Annotated in this window: 23 protein-coding genes and 1 tRNA gene; 12 read left to right on the forward strand and 12 right to left on the reverse strand. The window is 67.4% G+C overall.

What is annotated here, in order from left to right; all coding sequences use genetic code 11:
- The 4 genes from PE066_RS19055 to PE066_RS19070 form a co-directional block, all read right to left on the reverse strand.
- On the reverse strand, positions 1-693 hold the full coding sequence (locus tag PE066_RS19055; protein ID WP_271234102.1) for a hypothetical protein: 693 nt from the start codon (positions 691-693) through the stop codon (positions 1-3).
- A gap of 63 nt (positions 694-756) precedes the next feature.
- The gene (locus tag PE066_RS19060) at positions 757-1,452 is read right to left on the reverse strand and encodes a hypothetical protein (protein ID WP_271234103.1); all 696 of its coding nucleotides are present in this window, start codon (positions 1,450-1,452) and stop codon (positions 757-759) included.
- On the reverse strand, positions 1,442-1,870 hold the full coding sequence (locus PE066_RS19065) for a DUF6884 domain-containing protein (RefSeq protein ID WP_271234104.1): 429 nt from the start codon (positions 1,868-1,870) through the stop codon (positions 1,442-1,444). Before PE066_RS19065 ends, PE066_RS19060 begins: the two co-directional genes overlap by 11 nt.
- Before the next feature lie 98 nt (positions 1,871-1,968).
- Positions 1,969-2,733 carry an IclR family transcriptional regulator gene (locus PE066_RS19070; protein ID WP_271234105.1) on the reverse strand — a complete coding sequence of 255 codons (765 nt, stop codon included), beginning with the start codon at positions 2,731-2,733 and terminating at the stop codon, positions 1,969-1,971.
- Between the two features lie 140 nt (positions 2,734-2,873).
- Here PE066_RS19070 and PE066_RS19075 point away from each other — a divergent pair, with 140 nt between their 5' ends.
- Genes PE066_RS19075 through PE066_RS19090 form a run of 4 tightly spaced genes read left to right on the forward strand, consistent with a single transcriptional unit; the run spans position 2,874 to position 7,444 of the window.
- Positions 2,874-4,529, forward strand: a complete 1,656-nt coding sequence (locus PE066_RS19075; protein WP_271234106.1) for an FAD-dependent monooxygenase — start codon at positions 2,874-2,876, stop codon at positions 4,527-4,529.
- A 21-nt stretch (positions 4,530-4,550) separates the two neighbouring features.
- The gene (locus PE066_RS19080) at positions 4,551-5,435 is read left to right on the forward strand and encodes a fumarylacetoacetate hydrolase family protein (protein WP_271234107.1); all 885 of its coding nucleotides are present in this window, start codon (positions 4,551-4,553) and stop codon (positions 5,433-5,435) included.
- Positions 5,436-5,455: 20 nt separating this feature from the next.
- Positions 5,456-6,406 (forward strand): cupin domain-containing protein, encoded by a 951-nt coding sequence (locus tag PE066_RS19085; protein WP_271234108.1) that lies wholly within the window; start codon positions 5,456-5,458, stop codon positions 6,404-6,406.
- Between the two features lie 51 nt (positions 6,407-6,457).
- A complete protein-coding gene (locus PE066_RS19090) occupies positions 6,458-7,444 on the forward strand; it encodes a tripartite tricarboxylate transporter substrate binding protein (RefSeq protein ID WP_271234109.1) in 987 nt (328 codons plus the stop codon).
- Between the two features lie 1,130 nt (positions 7,445-8,574).
- Here the strand turns inward: PE066_RS19090 and PE066_RS19095 are convergent.
- Positions 8,575-8,961: a PxKF domain-containing protein gene (locus PE066_RS19095; protein WP_271234110.1), complete on the reverse strand. Its 387-nt coding sequence runs from the start codon at positions 8,959-8,961 to the stop codon at positions 8,575-8,577.
- A 233-nt stretch (positions 8,962-9,194) separates the two neighbouring features.
- On the opposite strand from PE066_RS19095, the gene PE066_RS19100 reads away from it, so the two are divergent.
- Entirely contained in the window at positions 9,195-9,641 is a 447-nt protein-coding gene (locus PE066_RS19100; protein ID WP_271234111.1) for an EcsC family protein, read from the forward strand.
- Positions 9,642-9,917: 276 nt separating this feature from the next.
- On the opposite strand, the gene PE066_RS19105 is transcribed toward PE066_RS19100, so the two are convergent.
- Positions 9,918-10,118 carry a hypothetical protein gene (locus tag PE066_RS19105; RefSeq protein WP_271234112.1) on the reverse strand — a complete coding sequence of 67 codons (201 nt, stop codon included), beginning with the start codon at positions 10,116-10,118 and terminating at the stop codon, positions 9,918-9,920.
- Between the two features lie 477 nt (positions 10,119-10,595).
- Here PE066_RS19105 and PE066_RS19110 point away from each other — a divergent pair, with 477 nt between their 5' ends.
- Both PE066_RS19110 and PE066_RS19115 read left to right on the forward strand, forming a co-directional pair.
- On the forward strand, positions 10,596-11,282 hold the full coding sequence (locus PE066_RS19110) for a hypothetical protein (RefSeq protein ID WP_271234113.1): 687 nt from the start codon (positions 10,596-10,598) through the stop codon (positions 11,280-11,282).
- 333 nt (positions 11,283-11,615) lie between these two features.
- Entirely contained in the window at positions 11,616-11,867 is a 252-nt protein-coding gene (locus PE066_RS19115; RefSeq protein WP_271234114.1) for a hypothetical protein, read from the forward strand.
- Positions 11,868-11,984: 117 nt separating this feature from the next.
- On the opposite strand, the gene PE066_RS19120 is transcribed toward PE066_RS19115, so the two are convergent.
- On the reverse strand, positions 11,985-13,886 hold the full coding sequence (locus tag PE066_RS19120) for a site-specific integrase (RefSeq protein ID WP_271236617.1): 1,902 nt from the start codon (positions 13,884-13,886) through the stop codon (positions 11,985-11,987).
- A gap of 91 nt (positions 13,887-13,977) precedes the next feature.
- Positions 13,978-14,051: transfer RNA gene (locus PE066_RS19125), tRNA-Gly, on the reverse strand.
- Between the two features lie 145 nt (positions 14,052-14,196).
- Between PE066_RS19125 and PE066_RS19130 the strand changes: the two genes are divergently transcribed.
- Both PE066_RS19130 and PE066_RS19135 read left to right on the forward strand, forming a co-directional pair.
- Positions 14,197-15,375, forward strand: a complete 1,179-nt coding sequence (locus tag PE066_RS19130) for a helix-turn-helix transcriptional regulator (protein WP_271234115.1) — start codon at positions 14,197-14,199, stop codon at positions 15,373-15,375.
- 176 nt (positions 15,376-15,551) lie between these two features.
- Complete coding sequence (locus PE066_RS19135) at positions 15,552-16,760, forward strand: hypothetical protein (protein ID WP_271234116.1); 1,209 nt, start codon at positions 15,552-15,554, stop codon at positions 16,758-16,760.
- A 77-nt stretch (positions 16,761-16,837) separates the two neighbouring features.
- On the opposite strand, the gene PE066_RS21475 is transcribed toward PE066_RS19135, so the two are convergent.
- Positions 16,838-17,476, reverse strand: a complete 639-nt coding sequence (locus PE066_RS21475) for a response regulator transcription factor (RefSeq protein WP_440480548.1) — start codon at positions 17,474-17,476, stop codon at positions 16,838-16,840.
- Between the two features lie 243 nt (positions 17,477-17,719).
- Here PE066_RS21475 and PE066_RS19145 point away from each other — a divergent pair, with 243 nt between their 5' ends.
- Complete coding sequence (locus PE066_RS19145) at positions 17,720-17,938, forward strand: DUF1059 domain-containing protein (protein ID WP_271234117.1); 219 nt, start codon at positions 17,720-17,722, stop codon at positions 17,936-17,938.
- A gap of 52 nt (positions 17,939-17,990) precedes the next feature.
- Here the strand turns inward: PE066_RS19145 and PE066_RS19150 are convergent, their stop codons facing one another.
- The gene (locus PE066_RS19150; protein WP_271234118.1) at positions 17,991-19,046 is read right to left on the reverse strand and encodes a mechanosensitive ion channel family protein; all 1,056 of its coding nucleotides are present in this window, start codon (positions 19,044-19,046) and stop codon (positions 17,991-17,993) included.
- A 136-nt stretch (positions 19,047-19,182) separates the two neighbouring features.
- On the reverse strand, positions 19,183-20,661 hold the full coding sequence (locus tag PE066_RS19155) for an NAD-dependent succinate-semialdehyde dehydrogenase (protein WP_271234119.1): 1,479 nt from the start codon (positions 20,659-20,661) through the stop codon (positions 19,183-19,185).
- Between the two features lie 149 nt (positions 20,662-20,810).
- Here PE066_RS19155 and alaS point away from each other — a divergent pair, with 149 nt between their 5' ends.
- Together alaS and PE066_RS19165 are read left to right on the forward strand one after the other, a co-directional pair.
- Entirely contained in the window at positions 20,811-23,432 is a 2,622-nt protein-coding gene (gene alaS, locus PE066_RS19160) for an alanine--tRNA ligase (protein WP_271234120.1), read from the forward strand.
- Positions 23,433-23,455: 23 nt separating this feature from the next.
- On the forward strand, positions 23,456-23,959 hold the full coding sequence (locus PE066_RS19165) for a hypothetical protein (protein WP_271234121.1): 504 nt from the start codon (positions 23,456-23,458) through the stop codon (positions 23,957-23,959).
- A 27-nt stretch (positions 23,960-23,986) separates the two neighbouring features.
- On the opposite strand, the gene PE066_RS19170 is transcribed toward PE066_RS19165, so the two are convergent.
- Positions 23,987-25,132 (reverse strand): ABC transporter substrate-binding protein, encoded by a 1,146-nt coding sequence (locus PE066_RS19170; RefSeq protein ID WP_271234122.1) that lies wholly within the window; start codon positions 25,130-25,132, stop codon positions 23,987-23,989.
- Between the last annotated feature and the right edge of the window lie 40 nt (positions 25,133-25,172).

Genomic DNA, 25,172 nt, shown 5'->3' on the forward strand with positions numbered 1-25,172 from the left:
TCAGATCTCCCGATTCATCCCCACCGCTCCGAGCATTTCACGATAGCTGTCGATGTGACTGCCGCCGTGGTTGTCCATTCCCGGCTTGGTCAGCAAGCGCGGCGTCATCCAACTGCTGATGCGCTTTTCAGGACGCTCGTGCCAGCTCACGTTGAAAGCGGCGAGCTTTGGGTAAAACTGCATGTGCGAGTAGCCAGGCACGTTGTCGTGAACCCACCAGGCCAGAGCCGCCCAGTCAAAGGTTCTCTCGTAATAGGGCAGGAAGGCCGGAACGACGATGCAGGCCGTCGCTCCCATGTGCCCCGCAGCGTCCCGATGGTCCCAGATGTGGGAAGCGTAATTGGCTTCGTTCGAGGCGCAGTTGTACTGGTTCTTGTTAGCCGCACCACGGGCATTGACTGCAGCGGCCCGGAACGCCGACCGGATCGCGATTCGGCCAAAGCGCTCCTGAATGGCCTCCAGGACCTCCTGGCACAGGCGCTTGCCCGCTTCGATCGCCAGTTCGGGGTCGTCCGGCACATTCGGGATGCCCTCGATCTGCGAGATCTCTGAGTACAGGAAGTCCCGCATGAAAAACGATCGCGACAACCGGGTCCGCCCAAAGTCCTCCAGCCGGGCTACCGTCCAGGGTCGTCCTGCCATGTCAAGCTCCAACCCAAAAGCAACAGCAGGGAGCTTCCGGTCGAAGCTCATCCGTGTCAAGATGCTGCTCGCAGGAGGATTCCGTGGAAGAGCTTTTTCCCCACTGCTGTGGAGTCATGTTCCTTCGGCCATGCCCTCCAACGCGTCCAAGAACGATGGATCGCAGGCCTCGTCGACGTGGTTGAAGTTCCACAGGCCACTGCGCCGGATCTCTGAGCGAGCGCTGTGATGGCCCAGCCAGCCGGCGCTGGGCGGATCAAGCGGGTCGAAGCGGTTGGACAGCAGCGCGATCGCGTTGCGTTCGATGTAGCCCCGCTGGCTGGAGGCGCCGGGTTCGTCGGGCACGGCCACCCACAAGATGCTCATGGAGCAGATGTAGGCCGAGACGGCCCGCTCGATGCCTGCCTCGGCTGCGAGAAGGGCAGGGTTGGACCTCACTTCGGTCGGCCTGGTGCTGCCGCTGCCCCAGCTGGGTAGGCTGCAATCCTCACGCGCCAACAGCGCCGCGCCGACGTGCAGGCGAAATATCGAACCACGGTGGTTGCCGCCGCCGGACCGGGTACCCGCGTGCGTTCGCAGCCGCCCCCAGAGCGTCGACTTCGCCCCCTCCGCCAAGCCATGGGTGCCCACCCGCACGATGCGCGGCGTGCTGCCGTCGCGTCTCAACTCACCCGGCTCGCGAAAGAAGTACACGCCGCGCTTGGGTAGGCCGGACCTGCCAGAGTAACTACCCAGGGTCTGACCCTGCCCGCGCTGCTCCAGGGCGCCCAGAATCGCGTAGAAGCGGTCGAGCAGTGCCTCAGTTGCCAAGCGCCGCCTCCTTGCGCAATTGGCGCAGCTGCTCGCCCAGGCGCAGCCCACGCAGCGGAACGTCGATCTGGTGGCCGCGGGCCTGCAGCAGCGGCTCCAGATCCTCCCGATAGCGCTGGCCGGCCAGCAGAATGAGCCGGCATCCTGCCGGCAGAACTGCGTCGAGCTGAGTGGCGACCTTGCTCGCCCACTGTTGGCGTGCAGGCTTGGCCATGGTCAGCAGGGTCTTCTCGTACGGCTGCACCACGTCCTGGGGCTGCAGCAGGCCGTGTTCGGCCGACAGGATGAACCAGCGGTCGGCGTGGCGGCGCGCGTACGCGCGCAGCGCACGAAACAGTGCCGAGGTATACAAGTCCTCGGCGGGCGCCGGGTGCGGGCGCTTGGACTTGACGCAGCCAACGAGGGCGATGGTTGCCATCCATCAGAGAAGGGCGTCGAAGGTCACAAGGTTGCCAGAGATCCCGACCGCCGTGCGGCGCACGGGGTCGAGAGAATCGTGGTCCGCTCGCGCCCGGACTACACGGCAATGCTTTCGCCGGCCTGGGCGGCCAAGTGGACTGCCGCATCCAGTTTCGCTGTGTTGCCGCCAAAGTCGCGGGTGAGGTCAACAGCAGCACGCAGGATCGGCAAGCGCATGGAGGCAATGCGCTCATCCGAGAACCGGAAGGCCGGGCCGGTGATGGCAAGCGCGCCTTGCAGCGCGTCGCCGGGTCCGAACACCGGGGCCGCCACGGCTGCGGTGTCCGCTTCAATTTCCCCGCGCGTGAAGCTAAAGCAGGAACGGCGCAGCTCGGCCCACCTCGGGGCGGCCGCCTCCCGGCCGAAGGCCAGCAAGATCTTGCCGCCGGCGCCGCGGTGCAGCGGCAGCAGGTCGCCCACGCGGACATGGTCCCGGATCTTGTGGGTCGAGTCGACCCGATAGACGCACACGCGCAGCTCGCCTTCTTGTACGTTGAAGGAAGAGCTTTCGCCGGTCTGCTCAACCAGACTGTGCAGCACCGGGTTGATCAGTTCAGCCGGCTTGATCCATCGCTGGTAAAGGCTTCCCAGATGCAGGGCAGCCACCCCCACGTGGTAGTTGCCATCGGCTTGCTGGCCGATGTAGCCGAACTTCTCCAGGGTGCCCAGCAGGCGCAGCAGGGTGCTCTTGTACAGGCCGGTGCGCCGCGACAACTCGGCCAGGGACTGGGTGGTGCTGGCCTCGAACGTCGACAGGATCGCCAGCGCGCGCTGCAGCGTGGCCACACCCCGGTCTTCCTTGTCTGGGTCCTCGGTTGCCATTTCCTCTCCATAAAATAGAACGATGTTCTGAATTGACGCTCCCGCGTTTCAATAATACGCTACTCTCCGCTTCAGAACGTTGTTCTAGATCAATGAACCGACGTTCTCAAAACGGCCCGGAGCGGCCAGATGAACACGAGATGGAACGACTGGAAACCCCTGTACTGATCGTCGGCGGCGGGCCGACGGGACTGGCCCTGGCGGCCGACTTGACCTCCAAGGGCGTGCGCTCGATGGTGGTGGAAACGCGCACCGAGCCGACCGCCCACCCGCGAGCCACCTTGCTGGGCTCGCGCTCGATGGAGTACTACCGGCGCCTCGGTCTGGACGAGCAGATCGTGCGCAGCAGCCTGCCGCGCGAGCACGGCTACCGGATCGTGTTCGCCACCCGGCTGTCGGGCAAGCTGCTGCACGCGCACGACAGCCCCTCGCCCAACCAGTACATGACGGCGCACCGCGAGATGCGCACCGACCTGCCCGAGTCGGCCTGGACCCCGTACTACAAGGTGCAGATCGGCCAGCACGCCCTGGAGCCCATCGTCAAAAGCTGGCTGCTGGACAAAGGTATGGCGGACGTGCGCTACGGCACCGAGTTCGTCGCCTTCGAGCAGGACGCCGGTGGCGTCACCTCTGTCATCCGCGACCTGGCCAGCGGGCAGGAGACCACCGTGCGATCTCGCTTCCTGGTGGCCTGCGACGGCGGGCGTAGCGCGATCAAGGCGACGCTGGGCATTCCCTACACCGGCCGAGGCGCGATGCGCCGCAACGTCAGCTACCTGTTTCGCAGCAAGGCGTTCCTGGAGCACGCAACAGCAGCCGGCTGGGCCAACCTGTACTTCATCTTCCGCCCGGGCGCGTTCGGCGTCTTCACCAACATCAACGGCGGCGAGATCTGGAACTACCAGAACTATGTGCTTGAAGGCGAGGCCGAGGGCAGTGAACGGGACCCTGCCGAGCAGATCCGCGACGCCATGGGCGCGGACTTTCCGTTCGAGATCCTGCAGGTGATGCACTGGTCGCACCACCAGTCGGTGGCCGACCGCTTCCGCGCCGGCAACGTGTTCCTGGCCGGCGACGCAGCGCACCTGTTCTGTCCCACCGGTGGCATCGGCATGAACACTGGCATCGCCGACGCATTCGACCTGGGTTGGAAGCTCACCGCCGCGCTGCGCGGCTGGGGCGGGCCGCACCTGCTGGACAGCTACGAGTGGGAGCGCCGCGCCATCGCGATCCGCAACACCATCGCCGCGGCCTCCAATGCGGACCGCATCGACGCCATGATGAAGGTGACCCCCGCCGGCCTGGAAGATGACACCCCGCAGGGGCAGGAACTGCGCCAGGCGTTCGGACGGCGGCTGCGCCAGACCTCCAAGCAGTTCAACACGGCCGGGCTTCACCTGGGCTATCGCTACAGCGACTCCTTCATCGTGGTGCCCGACGGCACGCCGGAGCCGCCGGACGACCCGCGCATCGTCAGCCAATCCACCTGGCCGGGCTGCCGCGCACCGCATGTATGGCTCGAGCCGGGCAAGTCCACGCTGGACCTGTTCGACGGCACCGGCTATGTGCTGGTGGCCCTGCCGGGGGCGCCGGACACGGCGGCGCTGGAACGCACGGCCGCCGAGCGCTGCATCCCGTTCAAGCGGGTCGACGTCAACGAGCGCGCCCGGGCGCTTTACGAGCGCGCCCTGGTGCTGGTGCGCCCGGACGGCAGCGTCTGCTGGCGCGGCGAGGCCCTGCCCGAGCAGGTCAACGACATCTGGGACACGGTTGCAGGCTTTCGCGCCCCGGTCTGACTTGGCAAACGGAATTCACTCATGAAACTCATTCGCTTCGACGGCGGGCGTGTCGGCGTGGTCGACGCCCAGCGCGTGTTCGACATCACCGACATCGTTCGGGAAGACCCCGTCGCCTGGCCGCCGACCGGCATTTGCCGCGTCATTCGCGACTTCGACAGCTTCCGCCCGGCGATTGCCGATCGCATCAAGGGCGGTGCCGGCGTGCCGCTTGACTCGGTGCGGCTGGAAACGCCGGTGCCCTGGCCCAACAAGCTGATGGCCTACCCGGTGAACTACCATGACCACGCCAAGGAGATGGCGTCCAAGGGCCTGGCCAACGTGCAGGGCTACTTTCTGAAGTCCAACTCCTCGCTGGCCGGTCCTTCGGACCGGGTGGAACTGCCGGCGCTGGCCGGCCGCGAGGTCCACCACGAGTGCGAGATCGCGCTGGTGATCGGCAAGGAGGGCCGCCAAATCCCGCCCGAGCGGGCCATGGAGTACGTCTTTGGCTATGCCTGCCTGTTGGACATGACGGTGCGCGGCAAGGAAGAGCGGGTGTTTCGCAAGTCGTACGACACCTTCACGCCGGTGGGTCCCTGGATCGTCACCGCCGACGAGGTGCCGGACCCGGCCGACATCGGCATGAAGCTGTGGGTCAACGACGAGCTGCGCCAGCAGGCCAACACGCGCGACCTGATCGTCGACATCCCGCAGATGGTGGCGGTGGCCTCCTCGGCGTCGACCCTGTACCCGGGTGACCTGATCGCCACCGGCACGCCGGCCGGCGTCGGCCCGGTGCGCGACGGCGACGTCATCACCATCGAAGTCGAGCACGTGGGTCGCATGTCGATTCCGGTGGTGCAGGGCACGCGCGGCGCCAACGTGGTATTCGAAAAGCCGTACGAGTTCGTGCGGGCCAGCTAAGAACCGCAAGAGGAGAACCGATGCCCATCGACAGCGCCGACATCGGCAGCCTGGAGCAGCTCTACCCGGTGCTCAACCGCGAGCGCTACACCGCCGGCTGGCACAAGGCCCGCCCTTCCCTGTGGAAGGAGCCGAAAACGCCTTTCGAGCCGCGCCAGTGGCGCTATGCCGAGGCGCGCCGCTACATCGACCTGGCCGCCCAGTGGATCGGCACCGAACAGGCCGAGCGGCGCAACCTGCTGATGTTCAACCCGGTGGCCGACAACGACTATGCGTCGCTGCCCAACCTGGTGGCCGCCTACCAGATGCTGCGCCCGGGTGAACATGCCCGTGCCCACCGCCACTCGCCCAACGCGTTGCGGCTGGTGCTGGACGCGAAGGAAGAGGTCTACACCGTGGTGGACGGGGTGCAACTGCCGATGGTCCCTGGGGACGTGCTGCTGACGCCCGGCTGGTGCTGGCACAGCCACTTCGATCACGGCGAGCACGACGCCTACTGGATCGACTTCCTGGATGTGCCGCTGGTGCATCGGCTCGAGTCGATGTTCTTCGAGCCGCACCCCGAGCAGTTCCAGCAGGTCGAGCACAAGCCGGCCGCTTCGCCGATGCGCTTTTCCGCGGCCGACCAGGATCGGCTGCTGGCGCAGGTGCCGCAGCAGGGCGGCGTGCGCTCGGTGCGGCTGGACACGCCCTCGATGCGCACCATCGCCCTCACGGTCCACGAGTTGGCCGCAGGCGCCCGGACACCGCTGCGCAGGGATGCGGCCTCGCGTTTGGTCGCCATCACGCAGGGTCGCGGCCAGGTTGAAGTCGGCCAGCACCTGTTCGACTGCGAGCGCGGCGACCTGGTGGCGATTCCGATCTGGCACGAGTACCGGATCGTGGCCGCGACCGGGCTGCGGCTGCTGGAGGTGTCCGACGAGCCGGTACAGCAGATGCTCGGCTTTTATCGAAACGAACTTCGCGCCTGAGCGCACGGGCGCTGCTTTTTCTCTTTATTTTCACTACATAGGAGACGAGACATGGCTTGTTTTTCCACCCGAGCTTCCGGCGTGAGCCGGCGCCTGAGCATTGCCCTGCTGGCGGCGCTGGGCACCGGCGCCGCCCTGGCCGCCTTCCCGGAGCGGCCGATTCGCATCGTGGTGCCGTTCCCCGCCGGCGGCGGCACCGACATCGTGGCCCGCGTGATCGGCCCGCACCTCTCGGCCGAGTTGAAGCAGCCGGTGGTGTTCGAGAACAAGGCGGGGGCCAGCACCGTGATCGGCACCGAGGCGGTGGCCAACGCGCCGGCCGACGGCTACACGCTGCTGTTCACGTCCAGCGCCTTCACCGCCAACGCATCGCTGATTAAGAGCCTGCCGTATGACCCGCTGCGCACCTTCACCCCGATCGGCTCGGCGGCGCTGCATCCGTTTGTGCTGGTGGCGCACCCGTCGCTGCCGGCCAACAACCTGAAGGAACTGATCGCGTACGCCAAGGCCAACCCCGGCAAGCTCAATTACGCATCGGTGGGCCCGGGCAGCTCACAGCACCTGGGCATGGAGCTTTTGAAGCGCATGGCCGGTGTCGACATCGCCCACATCCCGTACCGTGGCAGCGCACCGGCAATGACCGATCTGCTGGGCGGCCAGGTCAACCTGATGTTCAACGGCGTGTCGCCTACGCTGCAGCACATCCGCACCGGCAAGCTCAAGGTGCTGGCCACCGACGCGGACCGCCGGGTTTCGGTGCTGCCGGACGTGCCGACCGTGGCCGAAGCGGCCCTGCCGGGCTACAAGATCACGACCTGGTCCGGTCTGCTCGCGCCGGCGGCGGTGCCGGCGGATGTGCGCGAGCGGCTGGCGGCGGCCTGGACCAAGGCCATGGCCGTGCCCGAAGTGCAAAAGGCGCTCACCGATCGCGGGCTGGTGCCTAACCCGCTGGCGCCAGCCCAGTTCGCCCAAATGCTGGGCGAAGACAAGGAGGCCTGGGCCAAGCTGGTGCGCGACACGAAAGTCGAGCCCGAATGAGGGAGGCAGACCGCTGCCGCCGACGGCAAAGGTAGGAGTTTTTCTTTGCCAGGCCATAGCGGCGGTCTCGGCCCCGGCGAACCTCCTGACCGCGTCGCGTGACAGGAGGCGCCAAGTAAGCCCGTAAGGGCGGTCGCGACTCTGGTGCTTCGGCGCTGACCGCGACTTGCGCGGGTGGCTGGTACCAACGGGCGGGTAGGGTGGTGCTAATCGAGAGCGGCAACACTCTCTTATGCGCACGGACGGCTTATCCTCGCGGGTCGCTTGTCTTCTCCGCGGGTGGCGGGCGGGCGTCGCAAGTCCTCCGCGCGGGGCAGGACCGAGTTTCGTGGGCGCAACTCTCGGCGCCGCTGCTGAAAAGTCTTCCCGGACCATCCCCACTACGGGTCGGAGTTCAACTTATATCGATGGCCCTGGGGCCCCTATTGCGGATGATCGAACGCAGGGTAAAGCTGCCAGACTGACTCCAGCCGGGCGTGTCGGCTTCGTCGGTTCAGTCGATTCCGCCGTGCGCCGCAAGCAGCTCGCAACTGTGCCCGGTTGCTGTCCTGCCATCCGTACCGCTTAGCCCAGGACGAAGGGCCGAGCGCCTTTGCAGGGTAGCTGGGCGAGGCAGCGTTATCGAAGCTAGCCAGCTCAGTTCGCGAGCTGTCCCACATTATGGGTTGGACATGTGCGAGCGCTTCGCGGACGGGCAGGGGGGAAGTGCCCGCTACGCAACATGGCCCAATTCAGCCCGAAGGTGGCGCGGGCTGTATGCGAATCGGGTGGCGAACGAAGTCCGGTCGCAAACGCCTGACCAGAAAAATTAGGTACGGCGGCGGTGCCTGAATGCCGCGAACGGGAATTGGCGACCTCCTGCAGCCGCGCCGCAGGAGGTGGAAGTCCTAGAAGGATGGTGGACGGGCTAGGGAGTGCCTGCATCGACTGCCGATCCGTAGACCGATCCTTATAGGGCCAACTGCCCATGCGCTATTAAAAACATAGCGTACAATTTCGCACTTGAATCCTTATAGATCGGCGTGGAATCGTGCTGCGGCGCGGCTGCGCACGGGCACGGGCACGGGCCGTCCGGCAAGCCTGTAGGTATAAGGACTAGCAGCGCCGCGCCCAGCCCATTACTGCCTCAACTACCTTATGAACTGAAAGTTGGCGATGTGCGTACTTCCATCCTTGAAGCGCAGCACCAGCTGGCGGCAGGTGTCCCTCCAGTTTTTCCCCGTTCTCCAGAGATAGGTGTATTGCTGAGTCGTCGAGTCGTATCGTAGGTCCGACTGGCCAGGGCTGTTGGTTGACTCGCCGGGAAAGCCCGCTGGCACGGAACCGTCGCAGTTCGCGAGAACGCTGGAGGGGGCGGCGCTGAAGATGTCTAGCCCTTTGTTGGCTCCAAAACTGAACTTCACGGGAACCACCGCGCCGGCCCGCAGCTCGTTGATCGCCGGCCATGGTTCAAGGGGAGCCAAGAAGCCGCTGAAGCTCCAGGAGGTGAGCGGCGCCACATAGGTCTTGAACCGCATCCTGTAGCCGAAGAGATCCTTCTGCGATCCTTGACTGATTCCCGAAATGAACCAGTTGCCGTTCGTGCCCGCCGTGTTGCCGTTGAAATCCCTGAACCAGTACCCTATTTGGTACGTCTGTCCCTATCTGCGATGACAAACAGCTAGGCCAGTGAGAAATCAGGTGAACCGGTGTACTCGAAGCCGTATGGCTGCCTGTTTTCTCGACCATCATGTGCTGCAGCATCGCGGGCATGGCACGGGCCAGCGGCGAGGACTTGCCTGAGCCCGAAACCAAGCTCGCCTGCCTGCAGGTATTCGCCCTCGGCGGCACGTCCAGAAGCGATGACGGCGCCGAGACGGGCTACTTCGCCACTCCGGGCGCTCCTGGCCAACGCAGTGCGCGCGACGCAGCCGCGCACATTGCCCAAAAGGGCATGAGCACCGAGGGCGCCCCGGCGCTCGTCAGGCTGATTGCCATGATCAGCACCCGGTTCAACGTCCAGGTGACCGAAAAGGCGGCCGCGCAGGCGGTGCCGGTGATCGGCGCGGTGGCCGGCGCGCTGGTCAACTTGGCGTTCACCGACCACTTCCAGAACATCAGCCGGGTGCACTTCACCGTACGGCGACTGGAGAGGATCTACTCACCTGCGGTGGTGCAGGGCGCGCTACGGTCGCCTGTAGTGCCGCGGCCTGAGTAGGCGCTACCCTCGCCGCTGCGCGAATCCATTGAGAACCGTGTGCCCCAGGTGAGCCGCAAATGAACTCCAACCACATCCCGTCCGCCGGCCTTCGCGACGGGTTCTCGACTCCTGGTGAGGTCCACCGTGCTTCTCCTGCAACGCCGACGACCCGACCGGTGATGGTTTCCGCGCCGGCCTCAAGAGCGATCAGCAACGCGGCTGCGCCGACCAGATGAGGCAGCCGAAGGTAACAGGCCGCCCAAAGCCGACGAGGGCTGTAGCTCGAGCGACCTCTCAGAGGGTTTGCGGGACGGCTAGGAACTGCAGGCTGCCGCCAGGTGCCGAATCAAAGACTTCATCCTCCACTACGTCTCCCAATCCCACGCTCTGGGCTGCCGACAGCGTGTGGACCATGCACCACCAGGTCTGTCGGTGGCGCATCACGTTGGCCTTGCTATGCGGCCCGCGGGCGAGCTGCTCGATGCCGGTGATCACAATTCCATTGGCCGAGAACCGCCGCACCTGAGCGTAAACCAGCTCAGGCAGCAGATCAGCGGAGTCGTCCGCACCGCCCAGCAGACGTGCTCGCAGCGTCGGACTGCTACCGCGTGGCCGCTAATCAGAATGAGGTGCCGGTCCACTGCGCGCCGTGGACGCGGAAGGCGAATGCCTCGGTCGCGGAGCTGGAAGACGACTGCAGCATACTGTATTAATATACAGTATGCTGTGCCGCTCACACATCGATCACGCTTACTACGCGTCGTAAGTGCTGGAGGTTGCCTCGACGCCTGTGTGCTGGCTGCCGCAGAGCGCTCGCGAACGCCTCAGGCTTGGCCTGAGTCCGGCAGATCCTCAGCTGAAGACAGACGTGGGGCTTCACGGGCACAAAAGGGCAGGTTAGGCCTCTGAAAATCGACCCTGTACAGAGGAACTCCTCTGCGGCAGAGTCGGCACATCAAAGGAGCCGCCGATATGAATGACACCCTGGAGCCCGCCCCCGCTGCACGATCGCCCATCAGCTTCAACGTACCCGAGCGCCTCTGGCAGGCCTTCCATGACCAGACCGACGGGCTGTTCCTAGCCCGGTCACGCTTTCTTGACCACATACTGGCCCGAGAGTTGCCGCACGTGCGGGAAGACCTGCAAGGCTGGCGCATGTCGACTCGTGCAAAGCGCCTGGTCGCCGGCGAGTTCAAGCGGCTCGATTCACGCAGCGTAAACATCGAGCTGCGCCTTGCAACGGCCCAGGACTTGCGCGACACGCTGGTGCAGCACAACCTCGTGCGTGATGCCTTTTTCACGCGAGTGATCCTGCTGCTGCGCAGCACGGACAGGCTTTTGGATTTGCTGGAGGTGCCGCGCTACGCCTCTGACCGCTTGTCGGGCGGCATTCTGGAGGATATGCCTGCCAGTCCCCTGTTGGCCATGGAAGCGGTGCGCGACGACCCGCTGTACTACGTGCGCCACTTCGTGCGCGAGCGCCACGGGGTAGGCCTGTACCAACTGCAACTGCCTTTCTTGTGGGCGAGTTGCTATCTGGATGACGAGGTGGTGCCGGGCACTGCGGCCGCGAAGCGCGCGAACCGGATATGGGACGAGATCGCCGGTGTGCCGACGCCTATCAAGGCTCGCCGCCGCCCGGCCGCGGGGAGGCGGTGATGCGCGAGCGGGCACCGATGCACACCTCCAGTCTGCGCCTGGTGAATCGACGCTGGCGCGAGCTGGGCGGAACCATAGAAGCGATCCGGCGCACAGGGGAACTGCGATATGCGCACGTGCATTTGCCGCGGCCGCTACGCGTCAACTGTCGGCGCACGAGCGTTCCTGCCAAGCTAATCAGCCGGCTCAATCAGCTGGAGCGGTTAGCCGCTGAGGCGTGACGCCGTCTCGTCATCGAGTCTTGCGAGGCAATCGAAGTGCACAACCCAGCACCCGGCTCGGCTCCTCTGAATAGCGGATGCTGGGGAAAGGGCCTCGCTGTACCGTTGCGCGATGAACAGCATCATCAGTCTGCGATCGGACCTGTTTGTTGCCGGCTACACCGTCAGGACGCGCGAGGGCCACATGGCGCACTGCAAGATCTGTGCGAGCCGGCCACTAAGTGCCTGGGACAGCACCCCAGGGGTTCAGATCCAGGACGGTCCCTTCCTGGAGGAGGTCACCGCGCTGGCGATCGTCTTCGACCGCGCGAAGCGGCTGGCCCGACCGGTTCGGCTTGCTCGGCGCCGACCTCGTCCCGGGTGATTTCCTTGCAAGAGCACTTGAAAGGTTTGGATCGAGAAGGTAAGGGCAGCAGACGGCGCCGGCCCCCTCGGAGGCCCGGGCCGAGTCAGGGAGGGCATCGGCAGCCTTGCCGGTCGGTCAGGTGCGGCCTTTCTTTCTCCTGAGCGCATCGCGCAGCGCCTGCAAACCCTGTTCGATGTCGAATCGCACGATCTTCGGCAGGTTGAAATCGAGCCGGCGCACCTGCTTGGCCAGTTCGTCGGTCGCCACGTCCTTGCGATAGCGTTCCATCAGCACCGACGACCCGCGGGCGTGACCGCTGATCTGGGCGGTGATCTCCTCGCTCAGGCCAAGTTTGTTCAGGCACTCGCTGGCCAAGGTGTGCCGGAACGAGTGGAACACCTTCTTGCCGTCGCGCGGCCACCCCAGTCGGCCCAGGTAGGCCGAGAACCACCTGACCGCTGCGGCGCTGTAGCCCTTGCGCTCGTTGTGCAGCAACTCGGGAAACAGTCGCGTATGCCCTTCCCGGACCAGTGCTTCCCGCCACTCAAGCAAGCCAAGATCAATCAGGTGCGGGTGGATCGGCACGCGGCGCACGGAGTTGACGTTCTTGATCCGCTTGCGCGCTTCTCCTGGCGCGCCGGCACTCGTCTCGGGGGTGATGTCGATGTACCAGGTGCCCGACTGCGTCTGGCGAATGTCGCCCAGCTCCAGCTGGCAAAGTTCGTTGATCCGAGCGCCGTAGTACAGGCCTAGCAGCGGCAGCCAGTAGTAATACGGCAGGAACTCGCGGTAGGTGCCCTGGCGCGTGAGCTTGCCCTTGCCGGTGGCGAACCACTCGGCGCTGAAGATTTTGGCCAGCTCGTCGCGGGTGAACAGGTCCCGGGCCCGATTGACCGCGGATGCCTTCTTCGGTGCGATGGCCCCGGCCAGGCCGACAGCAGGGTCGTCGGCAATCCATTTTTCCTGATGCAGCCACTCGAACAGGCCCGCCAGCCAGTGCATCCGCTTGGCCACTTCCGCCGCCGAGATGGTCGGCCAGTCGGTGCCCGCGACCTTGCCGATCGACTCCTTCACCGTGCGGCTGCCGTGCCTGAGGCGGACCTTGTTCTCGCGCGCCGGCACCCGCGGCAGCTGATGGTCACGGTACTGGCGCAGCACGTCGCGGGTAACCTCTTGCAGCGGCAAGTTGCCCATCAACTCGGCCAACAGCTCGCAGGCGGCGCGGACCCGCCTTGCTTGGTCGGCGGCGCAGCGCCGCGAGCGCTCGTCCATGTAGGCGTCGATCGCTTCGCGCAAGCGCACATGACCCCTGGCGGACGCCGGTGTCGCCAGCGTGCGAGCCCGCTGCTTGGCGGCCTCGATCTGCTCATCGGTAATGCCGGCTGCCAGGGTGGTGCGCAGCGTCTCGACCTGGGCACTTTGCATCAGCAGGTTGGATTGGTTGACCCGCAATCCGCCCGTCGGGCAGTAGGCAGTGTTGGGGTTGCCGGGGCGGGCAAATGCCACCAGCTCGCAGTCCTGACCGTCGATCAACTTCCCGGCAATCACCGCAACGTCCGCGGCGTACAGCTGCACCACGCCGGGGTGTTCGACCGGCACAGCATTGGGTACGTGCGCGGCGGCCGGGACCTCATAGATGCCGGTGAGCCGGTCGTACTCGAACGCCGAGCGGGGCAAGAAGAACCCGGCCTGCAGGCCCGGATCGATGAACAGTCCGAGCCGCCCCTCGGCAGCCGCCCGCAGCAGGCTCGCGGCGTCGATGCCCGCGGCGCTGCTCGCCTCGGCCAGCGACAGGTACTGGGCCACCTGCAGCAGCGGGGAGCCGGCCTGGAGCTGGAGGATGTCCACCTGGGTGCCGAAGTCGAAGTCGTGCAGGCTGCGCCGCCAGCTCGCCAGGATCGCTGCCGCGATGACCTTGGCCACCGCCGCACAACGGCAGCCGGTGGACTGGATCAACTCGGTCTTGCCGACCCGCTCGCGCAGTCGGCGCGGCACGGCCATCCTGGCGAAGTAGACGCCGCTTGGGCGCCTGAACATACCCTGCACAGCAGCTCCTTTGTATGAGCGCGCTGTATCAGAGGGGTCAGAGTCGCAAAATCCTGTTGAGGATCGAGGACTTAAGTAGACATGGAGCGGGCGATGGGAATCGAACCCACGTCTTGAGCTTGGGAAGCTCAGGTCCTGCCATTGAACGACGCCCGCGGGACGTGCAATTCTACGGGGGAAATTCCGGCGCACCGGTCTCGGCCGCACCTGGCTGCGCTCGGGGGGTGGTCGCTACACTCCGGCGCGGGGCCCCGGCGCCCCGCAGCAGTAGCAGTTAGCAGTCGCAGCGAGCAATTCCCCGATGGACTTGTCCGAGCAGTCTTTCCACCGTTTCATCGACCTGGTCTATGAAGCCGCCGAAGGCCCGCGCCACTGGCGCCGCTTCTACGAGGCGCTCCAGCAGGCGCTCGGCGTGCAGTCGATCCACATGCTGGGCACCGACAAGCGCCACGGAACCCTCTCCTACAGCGACGGCGCCAACATGCCGGTGGAAGGGGAGCTCGCGTACATGCAGCACTATCGCTTCGTGGATCCGCGGGCGCCGGTTGTCCTGCAGCGCGCCGTCGGCGAGTGGACGCACTGCCACGAGATCCTGGACGAATCCACGGTGGCGCGCCATCCGTTCTACCAGGAGTTCCTGATCCCCCACGACCGCCGCTACATGACCGCTACCAAGCTGGTCGACACGCCCGAAGCGACGATCATCTTCTCCACCCTCAGCAGCGCTGCCCAGGGTCCGCTGTCGGCCGAGGCGCGCGCCTTCATGGACCGCCTGCTGCCGCACCTGCAGCGGGCCTGCCGCATCGGGCTGCAGCACTTCGTCTACTCCACCCAGGCGCTGGTCGGCCAGCTGCTGGTGAACAAGCTGCGCCAGCCGGTGATCCTGATGACGCCGGGCGGCGAAGTGATGCACACCAACGAGGCCGCGCAGGAGCTGCTGCGGTCCACCGGCCTGGTGGCGGTGGAAGACGGCCGGCTGCAGCTGCCGCAGCCACACCACGCCGACCTGCTGCGCCACTGCGCCGAGATGGAGCAGGCGATCAAGTCCGCGCAAGCCGACGCGCCGGCAGCCGGTGGACCGGTCGCGTCGCTGTTCCGCTCGCTGCTGATCGCGCAGGAGGGGCGCGGCGAGCGCGCCGAGACGCTGTACGCCTTCTTCAGCATGCTGGCGCCGCAGCAGATGATGGGCAGTTTCGGCCTGCGGCCCGTGGTGATGCTGATCTTCTACCACCCGGCGTCCGCTCCTCCGATCGATTCCGGCCTGCTGTACGCCGTGTTCGGCCTGACCCCGGCGGAATGCCGCATCGCCACGCTGCTGGCCGAGGGCATTGCGCTCAAGCGCATCGCCGAGATCCAGGGCACGCAGCACGAGACCGTGCGCAAGCAGCTGCGCTCGATCTACCAGAAGACCGCGACCAACCGCCAGCCGGAATTGGTGCGGCTGCTGCTGCACCTGCCGCACAACGCCGTGCAGAACTGACGCCCGGCCGCGCGCCACCCCCCGAACGGGGAATGGAGCGGGCTGCGCGTTTCCCGCATCCTCGCCATCGGCGCGGGCCAGGCCCACGCCTGGCGCGAGTGCGCGCATGCGCGCATGGTTCGGAAATTCTTCAAAGGGTCGATATGAGTGTGATGAGAGCAGTAAGACTGGCCGTGATGGCCGCAGCGGCCGCTGCGCTGGTGGCTGCGTGCGGCGGCGGCGGTGGTGGTGGCACTGCGGTACCGGCCGTTGCCGGCTCTGCCGTTGGCGTGCTGACGGACAGCCCGATCGGCGGCGTCGAGTACATCACCAGCGGCGGCTACCGCGGGTTCACCGATGCGAACGGCAACTACAACTACAACGAGGGTGAAACGGTGGAGTTCCGCATCGGCGGCATCTCGCTGGGCACCGTCACCGCCACCGGTACCGTGACGCCGATCCAGCTCGCCGGCAGCGGCGCCGGCGCCGCCAACAAGGTGATCAATCTGCTGGTGTTGCTGCAATCGCTGGATGCGGACGGGAACCCGGCCAACGGCATCACCATCGCAGAAACGGCGCGAACTGCCGCGGCGAGCGTGACGACGCTGGATCTCACCGCCGCCCCGGCGACTTTCGCGAGTGCGTCCACGCTGGGCACCTTGTTGTCCAGCTCGGGCGTCAGTTCCACGCCGGTGACCGCCGAGACGGCCCTGGAGCACTTCAGGACCCAGTTCATGTCGCAGTTGGCTGGCGGCTGGGTCCATGCCTCCGACACCAAATTGATCGTCCTGCGATTCGCTGCGGACGGCAGCTACCTGCATGGCGAGAACGCGGCTCCGGTCGGTGACGGACACCCGGGCGTCGAAGAGGGCAAGATCGCATGGGATCCCGTGACCGGCGAGATGAGGGTCGTCAGCACCGGCGTGGATACCAATGGCGACTGGGGCCTCTCCAGCCTGACCGGCAAGGAGATCGCCAGCTTCAACGGCGACAAGCTGGTCTTCACCGATCCGGACGGCACCGTCACGACGTTCGTGCGCATCCCCAAGAGCGACACGAACCCGCTCGCCGGGATGTGGACCCTGGCGTCGACCGGCACGGACCTGACCCGGCAGAACTTCGTGTTCTTTGCCTCGGGCGCCTACATGATGCTGGACCCCGTCGGCGACGACCAGAACGCAGGCACCCCTTGCGGTGGACCCGGCATCGAGCGCGGCACCTACACGTACGACGCCAGCACGGGGGCGTTCGCCACCACTGCGGTGGCAAGGGACACGAACGGCTGCGCGGGCTTGTGGGACAGCGAGGCCGGCACGGGAACGTCCGTGACAGTGCCGGCGACGCAGATTGCGACCGGCATCTTCGACATCGAGTCGGGAGTGACGTTCCGTCGAGTCGGCCCGTGAGGCACCGGGCCTCGAGGCTCATCTGACGAAGAAAAGGCCGGTGCCTGTGCGCCGGCCTTTTCATTTCCGGCCAGGCACTATCGGCTGGACTCGGCCGTCGCGCCTGCCCGCCGCACGGCCATCACCGCCGCCGTCCGCGTTTCCACGCCCAGCTTCTCGTAGATGTGCTCCAGGTGCTTGTGCACCGTGCGCGGGCTGATCGCCAGCAGCGCCGCGATGTCGGCATCGGTCTTGCCGCACGAGAGCCAGCGCATCACGTCGCCCTCGCGCGGAGTGAGCCGGCTGGCGTGGATCGGGCGCAGCAGAAGCGGCCGTTCGGACTGCGCCGCGATGCGCGGCAGGACGCGGCTGCCCTGGCGCCGGGCCTGCGCGAACAGCCAGGCCAGGTGGGGCTGCAGCAAGGCAAGACGTTCGCGTTCGCGCGGAGTGAAAGGGGCGCTGCGGCGGCGCAGGACCAGCCGGGCGCCCCTGCTGCCTGCTGCCGCGAGCGGCAAGCACAGCGCGAACCAGCCGCCTTCACGCTGGCGTTGGCCCGCAGCTGCCGTGCCGTCCTCAGGCTCGGGTCCTGTCTCCAGCCGGACCGTTTCACAGGCCACCAGCGCCGGCAGGCGCTCGACCGACGCAGCCATCAGGCGCGGCAACTCGCCGGATGCGCGCTCCAGGTCGATGAGCAGGGACAGCGCGGTCGAGTAGTCGTTGCGGGTGAGGTGGGACACGCAGCCTCCGGACCGGCGCATACGCATTCCGTCGTATGGAGCCGCGCCGCGCCGCGCGCCACGATGCCGGCCGGCGAAATCAGTATAGGCAGCCGCCCCCGGGAGCCAGGCGGTGGGCGATCGACGAGGCGAAACTGAATGTGTTCATGCAAGGCAGGGCGGCTCCAGCGCGTTCCGCCGGGCGTCGCAGACGCCGTTCTGATTTTCGAGGCACGCCCCTGAGCGGGCGAAAAGGAGAGCGACATGGGCAGACAGTACGTCGATTGCCGGGAGATCCCGAGCGACATGAATTGCACGGTGGCGATCGCTGCCGACAGCGAAAAGGAACTGCTGGACGCCGCCGTGCAGCACGCCGTCGCCGTGCACGGCCACAGCGACACGCCGGAGCTGCGGCAGATGGTGGCGCAGGCGATCAAGCCGGGCACGCCGCCCGTGGAAGCGCCGGCGAAGCAAGCGGCCTGACCGCAACGAAGAAAGCGGGCCCGCGGGCCCGCTTTGCTTTTGCCGGTCGGGATCAACCCTCCGACGGATGCCGCGGCGAGGACGGCGTCGGGTACATCTGGTCCCGGCCTTCCGGCGCGGACGCACCGGTCCCGGTGCGGGGGCCGCCATCGGCAGGGTACTGCGGCCCGCCCGCGCGGCCGCCCTCGTAGGAGCCGCCGCCGGACGATCCGTAGCCGCCGCCCGAGGACGGGCCGCCGTAGCCGCCGCCCGTCGAGCCGCCCCCCGAGCCGCCGCCGTAATCACCGCCCTGCGAGCCGCCACCCATGGAGCCGCCACCGCCGCCCATGGAGCCGCTGCCGCCCACCGGGCCGCCTGCGCCCTGCACCCGCTCGCTGGCCATCTGGCTGCCCGCTTCCGCCGCATGCGCCAGTTGCGGGCCCTTCTCCTGGGCCGCGCTGTACCAGCGGTTGAGGATCTGGCCGGCCGTCTCGCGTCCGCCCAGGCCGAAGGCCAGGCCCAGGCCCAGCGCGATGGCGCCGACGAAGGCCATGAACAACGTGTTCACCAGTTCGGTGGCGATGCCGATCTGGTTGACAGCCACCACGATCGCGAAGGCCCAGACCAGCGCCGACGACACCTTGGCCAGCAGGTTGGGGTTGCTCAGCCCGCCTTCGCTGGCCGCGCCGCGCACCAGGTTGCTCAGCGCGCGGGCCGCCAGGCCGCCGATCACCAGCACCACCAGGGCCACCACCACGTTCGGTAGCCACAGCAGCAGGCTTTGCAGCACCTCGGACACGGCCGGCAGGCCCAGCGCGTCGAAGGCCACCACCAGGGCGATCAGCCGGATGAACCACTTGGCGAGCAGCCCGATCATTCCGGACGGGTCGGTGTTGGTGCCCATCTTTCCGACGAAGTCGGCCAGTCCCGAACGCCGCGCCAGATCGTTGAAGCGCACGGCGCGCAGGATCGCCGCCACGCCCTTCTCGACCAGCGACGCGATCAGCCAGCCGACGATGACGATGACCGCAAAGCCGATGATCTTGGGGATGGCCGAGAGGAACATGGCCATGGCAGCGGCCAGCGATGTCATCATCGCCGCGCTCCAGTCAGTGATGGCAGTGGGCATGGAAGCCTCCGGAGGTTGTCGGAACGGGATGTTCACGACACTCTCCGGCCGGCCCCTGCCGGCCCGGGTCAGCGCAGGTCCGCGCCTGCTGTAGGAAGAGACTCCGCGCGCTGGCCGGGCCGTTTGCGGCGTGGCCCTAGCTCAGCACATCGCCCACGCAAAGGTACTTCATCTCGACGTACTCATCGATGCCGTGGCTGGAGCCTTCACGGCCCAGCCCCGACTGCTTGACGCCGCCGAAGGGCACGTGTTCGGTCGAGATGATGCCGGTGTTGATGCCCACCATGCCGTACTCCAGGGCCTCGCTCACCCGCACGATGCGGCCGACGTCACGGCTGTAGAAGTAGCTGGCCAGGCCGAACTCGGTGTTGTTGGCCGCGGTTATGGCTTGCTGCTCGGTCTCGAACCTGAACACGGGAGCCACCGGGCCGAAGGTTTCCTCCCGGGCGCACAGCATGTCGCCGGTAGCGCCGGCGATCACGGTCGGCTCGAAGAACTGACCCTGCAGCCGCTTGCCGCCGACCACCACCTGGCCGCCCTTGGCCTGTGCGTCCTCGACGTGCTTCTGCACCTTGTCCAGCGCGGCGGGCTCGATCAGCGGACCCTGGACCACGCCGTCCTCGAAGCCATTGCCGACCTTGAAGCCCCTGACCCTGGCGGCCAGCTTCTCGACGAAGGCGTCGTAGACGCCCGCCTGCACGTACAGCCGGTTGGCGCAGACGCAGGTCTGGCCGGCGTTGCGGTACTTGCTGGCGATGGCGCCTTCCACCGCCGAGTCGAGGTCGGCGTCGTCGAACACGATGAAGGGGGCGTTGCCGCCCAGCTCCAGGCTCAGCTTCTTGATGGTGGGCGCGCTCTGCGCCATCAGGATGCGCCCGACTTCGGTGGAGCCGGTGAAGCTCAGGTGGCGCACCACGTCGCTGGCGCACAGCACCTTGCCGACGGCGATGCTGTTGGCGCTGTCGGCGGTCACCAGGTTCAGCACGCCGGCCGGGATGCCGGCGCGCAGCGCCAGCTCGGCGGCGGCCAGCGCCGTCAGCGGAGTCAGCTCGGCCGGCTTGATCACCACCGTGCAGCCGGCGGCCAGCGCCGGCGCCACCTTGCGCGTGATCATGGCCAGCGGGAAGTTCCAGGGGGTGATGGCGGCGCACACGCCGATGGGCTGGCGGATCACCGACACGCGCTTGTTGTTGTCGTAGGTCGGCAGGGTCTCGCCGTTGACGCGCTTGGCCTCCTCGGCGAACCACTCGACGAAGCTGGCGCCGTAGGCCACTTCCCCGCGCGACTCGGCCAGCGGCTTGCCGTTCTCGGCCGTCATCAGCCGGGCGAGGTCCTCCTGGTGGGCCATCAGCAGGTCGAACCACTTGCGCATCAGCCCGCTGCGTTCCTTGGCAGTCTTGCCGCGCCAGGCCGGCCAGGCAGCGTCGGCGGCGGCGATCGCCTGTTGCGCCTCGGCGGCGCCCAGGTTGGCCACGTCGGCCAGCTTGGCGCCGGTGGCGGGGTCGTGCACGTCGAAGCGGGCGGCGCCCTTTACCCAGTGGCCGCCGACCAGGGCATCGGTCTTGAGCAGGGAGGGGTCTTTCAGTTGCGCCAGTGGCGAGGTCTTCATGTCCATGGGGCGGGTCTCCGGATGGCAGGCTGGCATTTTGCGCCGGCGACCCCGGGGCGCACGGGCGGTGGCGAGGGCGCTCTTTCCCCGTGGCGACCGGCGGGGGAAGAGGGCCCAACCCATAAAATCACTGGTTTGCTCCTCCGCCGCCTGGTATGACCTCCCGATTCACCGTTGCCGACATCCGCAAGACCTTCCTGGACTTCTTCGCCAGCAAGGGCCACACGGTGGTCGAGTCCAGCCCGCTGGTGCCGGGCAACGACCCCACGCTCATGTTCACCAACTCGGGCATGGTGCAGTTCAAGGACGTGTTCCTGGGCACCGACAAGCGCCCCTACGTGCGCGCGGCCTCGGTGCAGGCCTGCCTGCGCGCCGGCGGCAAGCACAACGACCTGGAGAACGTGGGCTACACGGCGCGGCACCACACCTTCTTCGAGATGCTGGGCAACTGGAGCTTCGGCGACTACTTCAAGCGCGAGTCGCTGCTGTGGGGCTGGGAGCTGCTGACCGAGGTGTACAAGCTGCCGAAGGAGCGCCTCTGGGCCACGGTGTACCAGGAGGACGACGAGGCCTACGACATCTGGACGAAGGTGATCGGCCTGCCACCCGAGCGGGTGGTGCGCATCGGCGACAACAAGGGCGCGCGCTACGCATCGGACAACTTCTGGATGATGGCCGACACCGGCCCCTGCGGCCCCTGCTCGGAGATCTTCTACGACCACGGCCCGGAAGTCGCCGGCGGCCCGCCCGGCAGCCCCGACGAGGACGGCGACCGCTACATCGAGATCTGGAACCACGTGTTCATGCAGTTCGACATGCAGCCCGACGGCAGCGTCAAGCCGTTGCCGGCGCCCTGCGTGGACACCGGCATGGGCCTGGAGCGGCTGGCCGCCGTGCTGCAGCACGTGCACAGCAACTACGAGATCGACCTGTTCGGCAAGCTGATCGCCGCCGCCGCACGCGAGACCGGCTGCAGCGACCAGGCCAACCCCTCGCTGCGGGTGATCGCCGACCACATCCGCGCCACTGCGTTCCTGGTCAGCGACGGCGTGATCCCCAGCAACGAGGGCCGCGGCTACGTGCAGCGCCGCATCATCCGGCGCGGCATCCGCCACGGCTACAAGCTCGGCCGCAAGCAGCCCTTCTTCCACAAGCTGGTGCCCGAGCTGGTGGCGCTGATGGGCGAGGCCTATCCGCGGCTCAAGGCGGAAGAGCAGCGCATCATCGAAGTGCTGAAGGCCGAGGAGGAGCGCTTCTTCGAGACGCTGGAAAACGGCATGGAGATCCTCGATGCCGCGCTGGCCGGCGACCGGAAGGTGCTGCCCGGCGACGTGGCGTTCAAGCTGCACGACACCTACGGCTTCCCGCTCGACCTGACGCAGGATGTCTGCCGCGAGCGCGACGTCACGGTGGACGTGGCCGGCTTCGATGCCGCCATGGACAAGCAGAAGGCGGCCGGCCGCGCCGCCGGCAAGTTCCGGATGGACCGGGCGCTGGAGTACACCGGCGACGGCCACCCGTTCACCGGCTACGAGAAGCTGGAAGAGCCGGCCCGCGTGGTGGCGCTCTACAAGGACGGCACGCCGGTGCCGCAGCTGGCCGAAGGCGAGCCGGGCGTGGTCGTGCTGGACACCACCCCCTTCTACGCCGAGAGCGGCGGCCAGGTCGGCGACAGCGGCGTGCTGGCGGCCGAAGGCGTGCTGTTTGGCGTGGAGGACACCCAGAAGATCAAGGCCGACGTCTACGGCCACCACGGCGCGCTGGGGCAGGGCACACTCAAGGTCGGCGATGCCGTCGTGGCCAGGGTCGACGTGGCGCGCCGCCAGGCCACCATGCGCAACCACAGCGTCACCCACCTGATGCACAAGGCCCTTCGTGAAGTGCTGGGCGCCCACGTGCAGCAGAAGGGCTCGCTGGTCGATGCCGACAAGACCCGCTTCGACTTCACCCACAACCACCCGGTCAACGAAGACCAGGTGCGCGAGATCGAGCGGCGCGTCAACGCCGAGATCCTGCAGAACCAGCCGACCCAGGCGCGGCTGATGGACATCGAGTCGGCCAAGGCCACCGGCGCCCTGATGCTGTTCGGCGAGAAGTACGGCGATACGGTGCGCGTGCTGGACATCGGCAGCAGCCGCGAGCTGTGCGGCGGCACCCACGTGCAGCGCACCGGCGACATCGGCCTGTTCAAGATCGTCAGCGAAGGCGGCGTGGCCGCCGGCATCCGCCGCGTCGAAGCGGTGACCGGCGCCAAGGCGCTGGACTACCTGCAGCAGGTCGAGGCCACCGTGCAGGCCGCGGCGGCGGCGCTGAAGGCGCCCGTCCCGGAGCTGCAGCCGCGCATCGCCCAGGTGCTGGAACAGGTCCGGGCGCTGGAGAAGGAAGTGGCCCAGCTCAAGGGCAAGCTGGCTTCCTCGCAGGGCGACGAGCTGGCCGGCCAGGCGGTGGACGTCAAGGGCATCAAGGTGCTGGCCGCCACGCTGAACGGCGCCGATGCCCGGACGCTGCGCGACACGCTGGACAAGCTCAAGGACAAGCTCAAGTCGGCGGCGATCGTGCTGGCGGCGGTCGATGGCGGCAAGGTGCAGCTGGCAGCCGGCGTCACGGCCGACCGCATGGCCCAGGTCAAGGCCGGCGAGCTGGTCAACTTCGTCGCCCAGCAGGTGGGCGGCAAGGGCGGCGGCAAGCCCGACATGGCGATGGCCGGCGGCACCGACGCCAGCAAGCTGCCGGCGGCCCTGCAATCGGTGCCCGGCTGGGTCGCCGAGCGGGCCTGAGGAGCAACCCCGGGGACGATGCCGTGAAGATCGTCTCCCAGGTTTTCTCGGCCATCCACGGGGTGATCGCGCTGCTGTTCGTGGCGGCGGCGATCGTGCTGGTGCTCATCGCGGTCCGCATTGCGTGGGCGGCGCTGGGGGAGGGCTTGAACCCGAACTCGGCCCTGGTGGTGATCGAGTCGCTGGGCCTGCTGGCCGCTGCCGTGGTGGCCTTGCAGATCGCGCAGACGGTGTTCGAGGAGGAGATCGTCCGCGACGCCCAGATCAGCGCCCCGACCCGCGTGCGGCGCTTCCTCTCGCGCTTCCTGGTCGTCGTCGTGGTCGCGCTGGCCATCGAGGGCCTGGTCGCGGCCTTCAAGGCCATCCACGAGCAGCTGGCCGAACTCTGGCATGCCTCGGCGCTGCTGCTGTCCACCGCGGCCCTGCTGGCGGCCTGGGGCGTGTTCGTGCGCTTCAACCGCGCGGCGGAAGAACTGGAGCCGGAAGCGATGGAGGAGGCGAAGCGGGAGGATCGCAAGCTCGGGTAGCGGCGGCGCCCGGGGCCGTCACCCGGATTACCTCACCACCTTGCCGTCGGCCGTGATCGTCACCAGGTCGATCGCGCGCACCGAGTCGCGCACGCCGGCGCGCAGGTTGATGCGAAAGCCCCCGACGTCGTAGTCGCTCATGCCGGACATGGCGCGGTGCAGCGCGGCGCGGTCGCCGGCCTTGCCGGCGCGGCGCACGGCCTCGGCCAGGGTCTTGGCGGCGATGAACCCTTCCAGGCTTTCGTACGATGCGGTCTGGTCGGAGTTGTCGAGGACGGCCAGGTACTCCTTGACGATCGGCGTGGCCGAGCTGCGTGGCGACGGCACCACCTGCGACACCACCACGCCGCTGATCTCCTTGCCCAGGGCGGTGAACAGCGGGTCGATGCCGACCACCGAGAAGTTCATGAAGGCGCCCCCGTAGCCGGCCTTGCGCATCCGGCGCACGAAGGCGGCACTGGAGTTGAACAGCGACACCTGGATGATGGCCTGCGGCTGCACCTTGCCCAGCGCGGCCACCGCCGCGTCGACCTTGTCGCTGTTGACCGGCACGAAGGCCGAGCCCACCAGCGGCGGCAGCTTGAGCTCCTGCATGGCCTGCTGCACGGCCGCCAGGCCGGCGCGGCCCATGGCGTCGTCCTCGGCCAGCACCGCGATGCGGTTCTGGCCCAGGGTGGCGCAATGGCGCACCATCTTGAAGGCCTCGTCGGCCAGGCTCGGGCGCACGTGGAACACGTGGCCCGCCGAGCGGTCGCGCAGCGCATCGGAGGCGGCGAAGGGCGCGAACAGGATCGCGCCTTGCTGCCGCGCGACCGCCGCGCCGGCTTCGCTGCTGCCGGTGCCGACGAAGCCGAACAGCAGGTCGGCGCCGTCGGCCAGCAGCTTGGCCGCATTGGCCGATGCCTTGGCGGGGTCGTAGCCGTCGTCGATCTGGCGCAGCTCGAAGGTCCAGCCCGGGTTGTTCTTGGCCTCGTTGAAGGCGTCGAAGAACAGCTTGGCGCCGCCGGCGAAGGCCAGCCCGATCTGGTCGGCGGCGCCGGTCAGCGGCACCGACTGGCCCAGCACGATCTTGCGGGGCCCCGCGCCGCGGGCCGGCGCCGCCGACACCGGCCGCCCGATGGCCAGGGCGGCCGCCGCTGCCGTGCTCCACATGAATTCGCGTCGGGTTCCCATGGGCGTGCTCCTCGTGGCCGGCGCCCCTGCGCCGGATGAG

This window comes from Ramlibacter tataouinensis (assembly GCF_027941915.1).
In the GTDB taxonomy this organism is placed as follows: Bacteria; Pseudomonadota; Gammaproteobacteria; order Burkholderiales; family Burkholderiaceae_C; genus Ramlibacter; species Ramlibacter tataouinensis_C.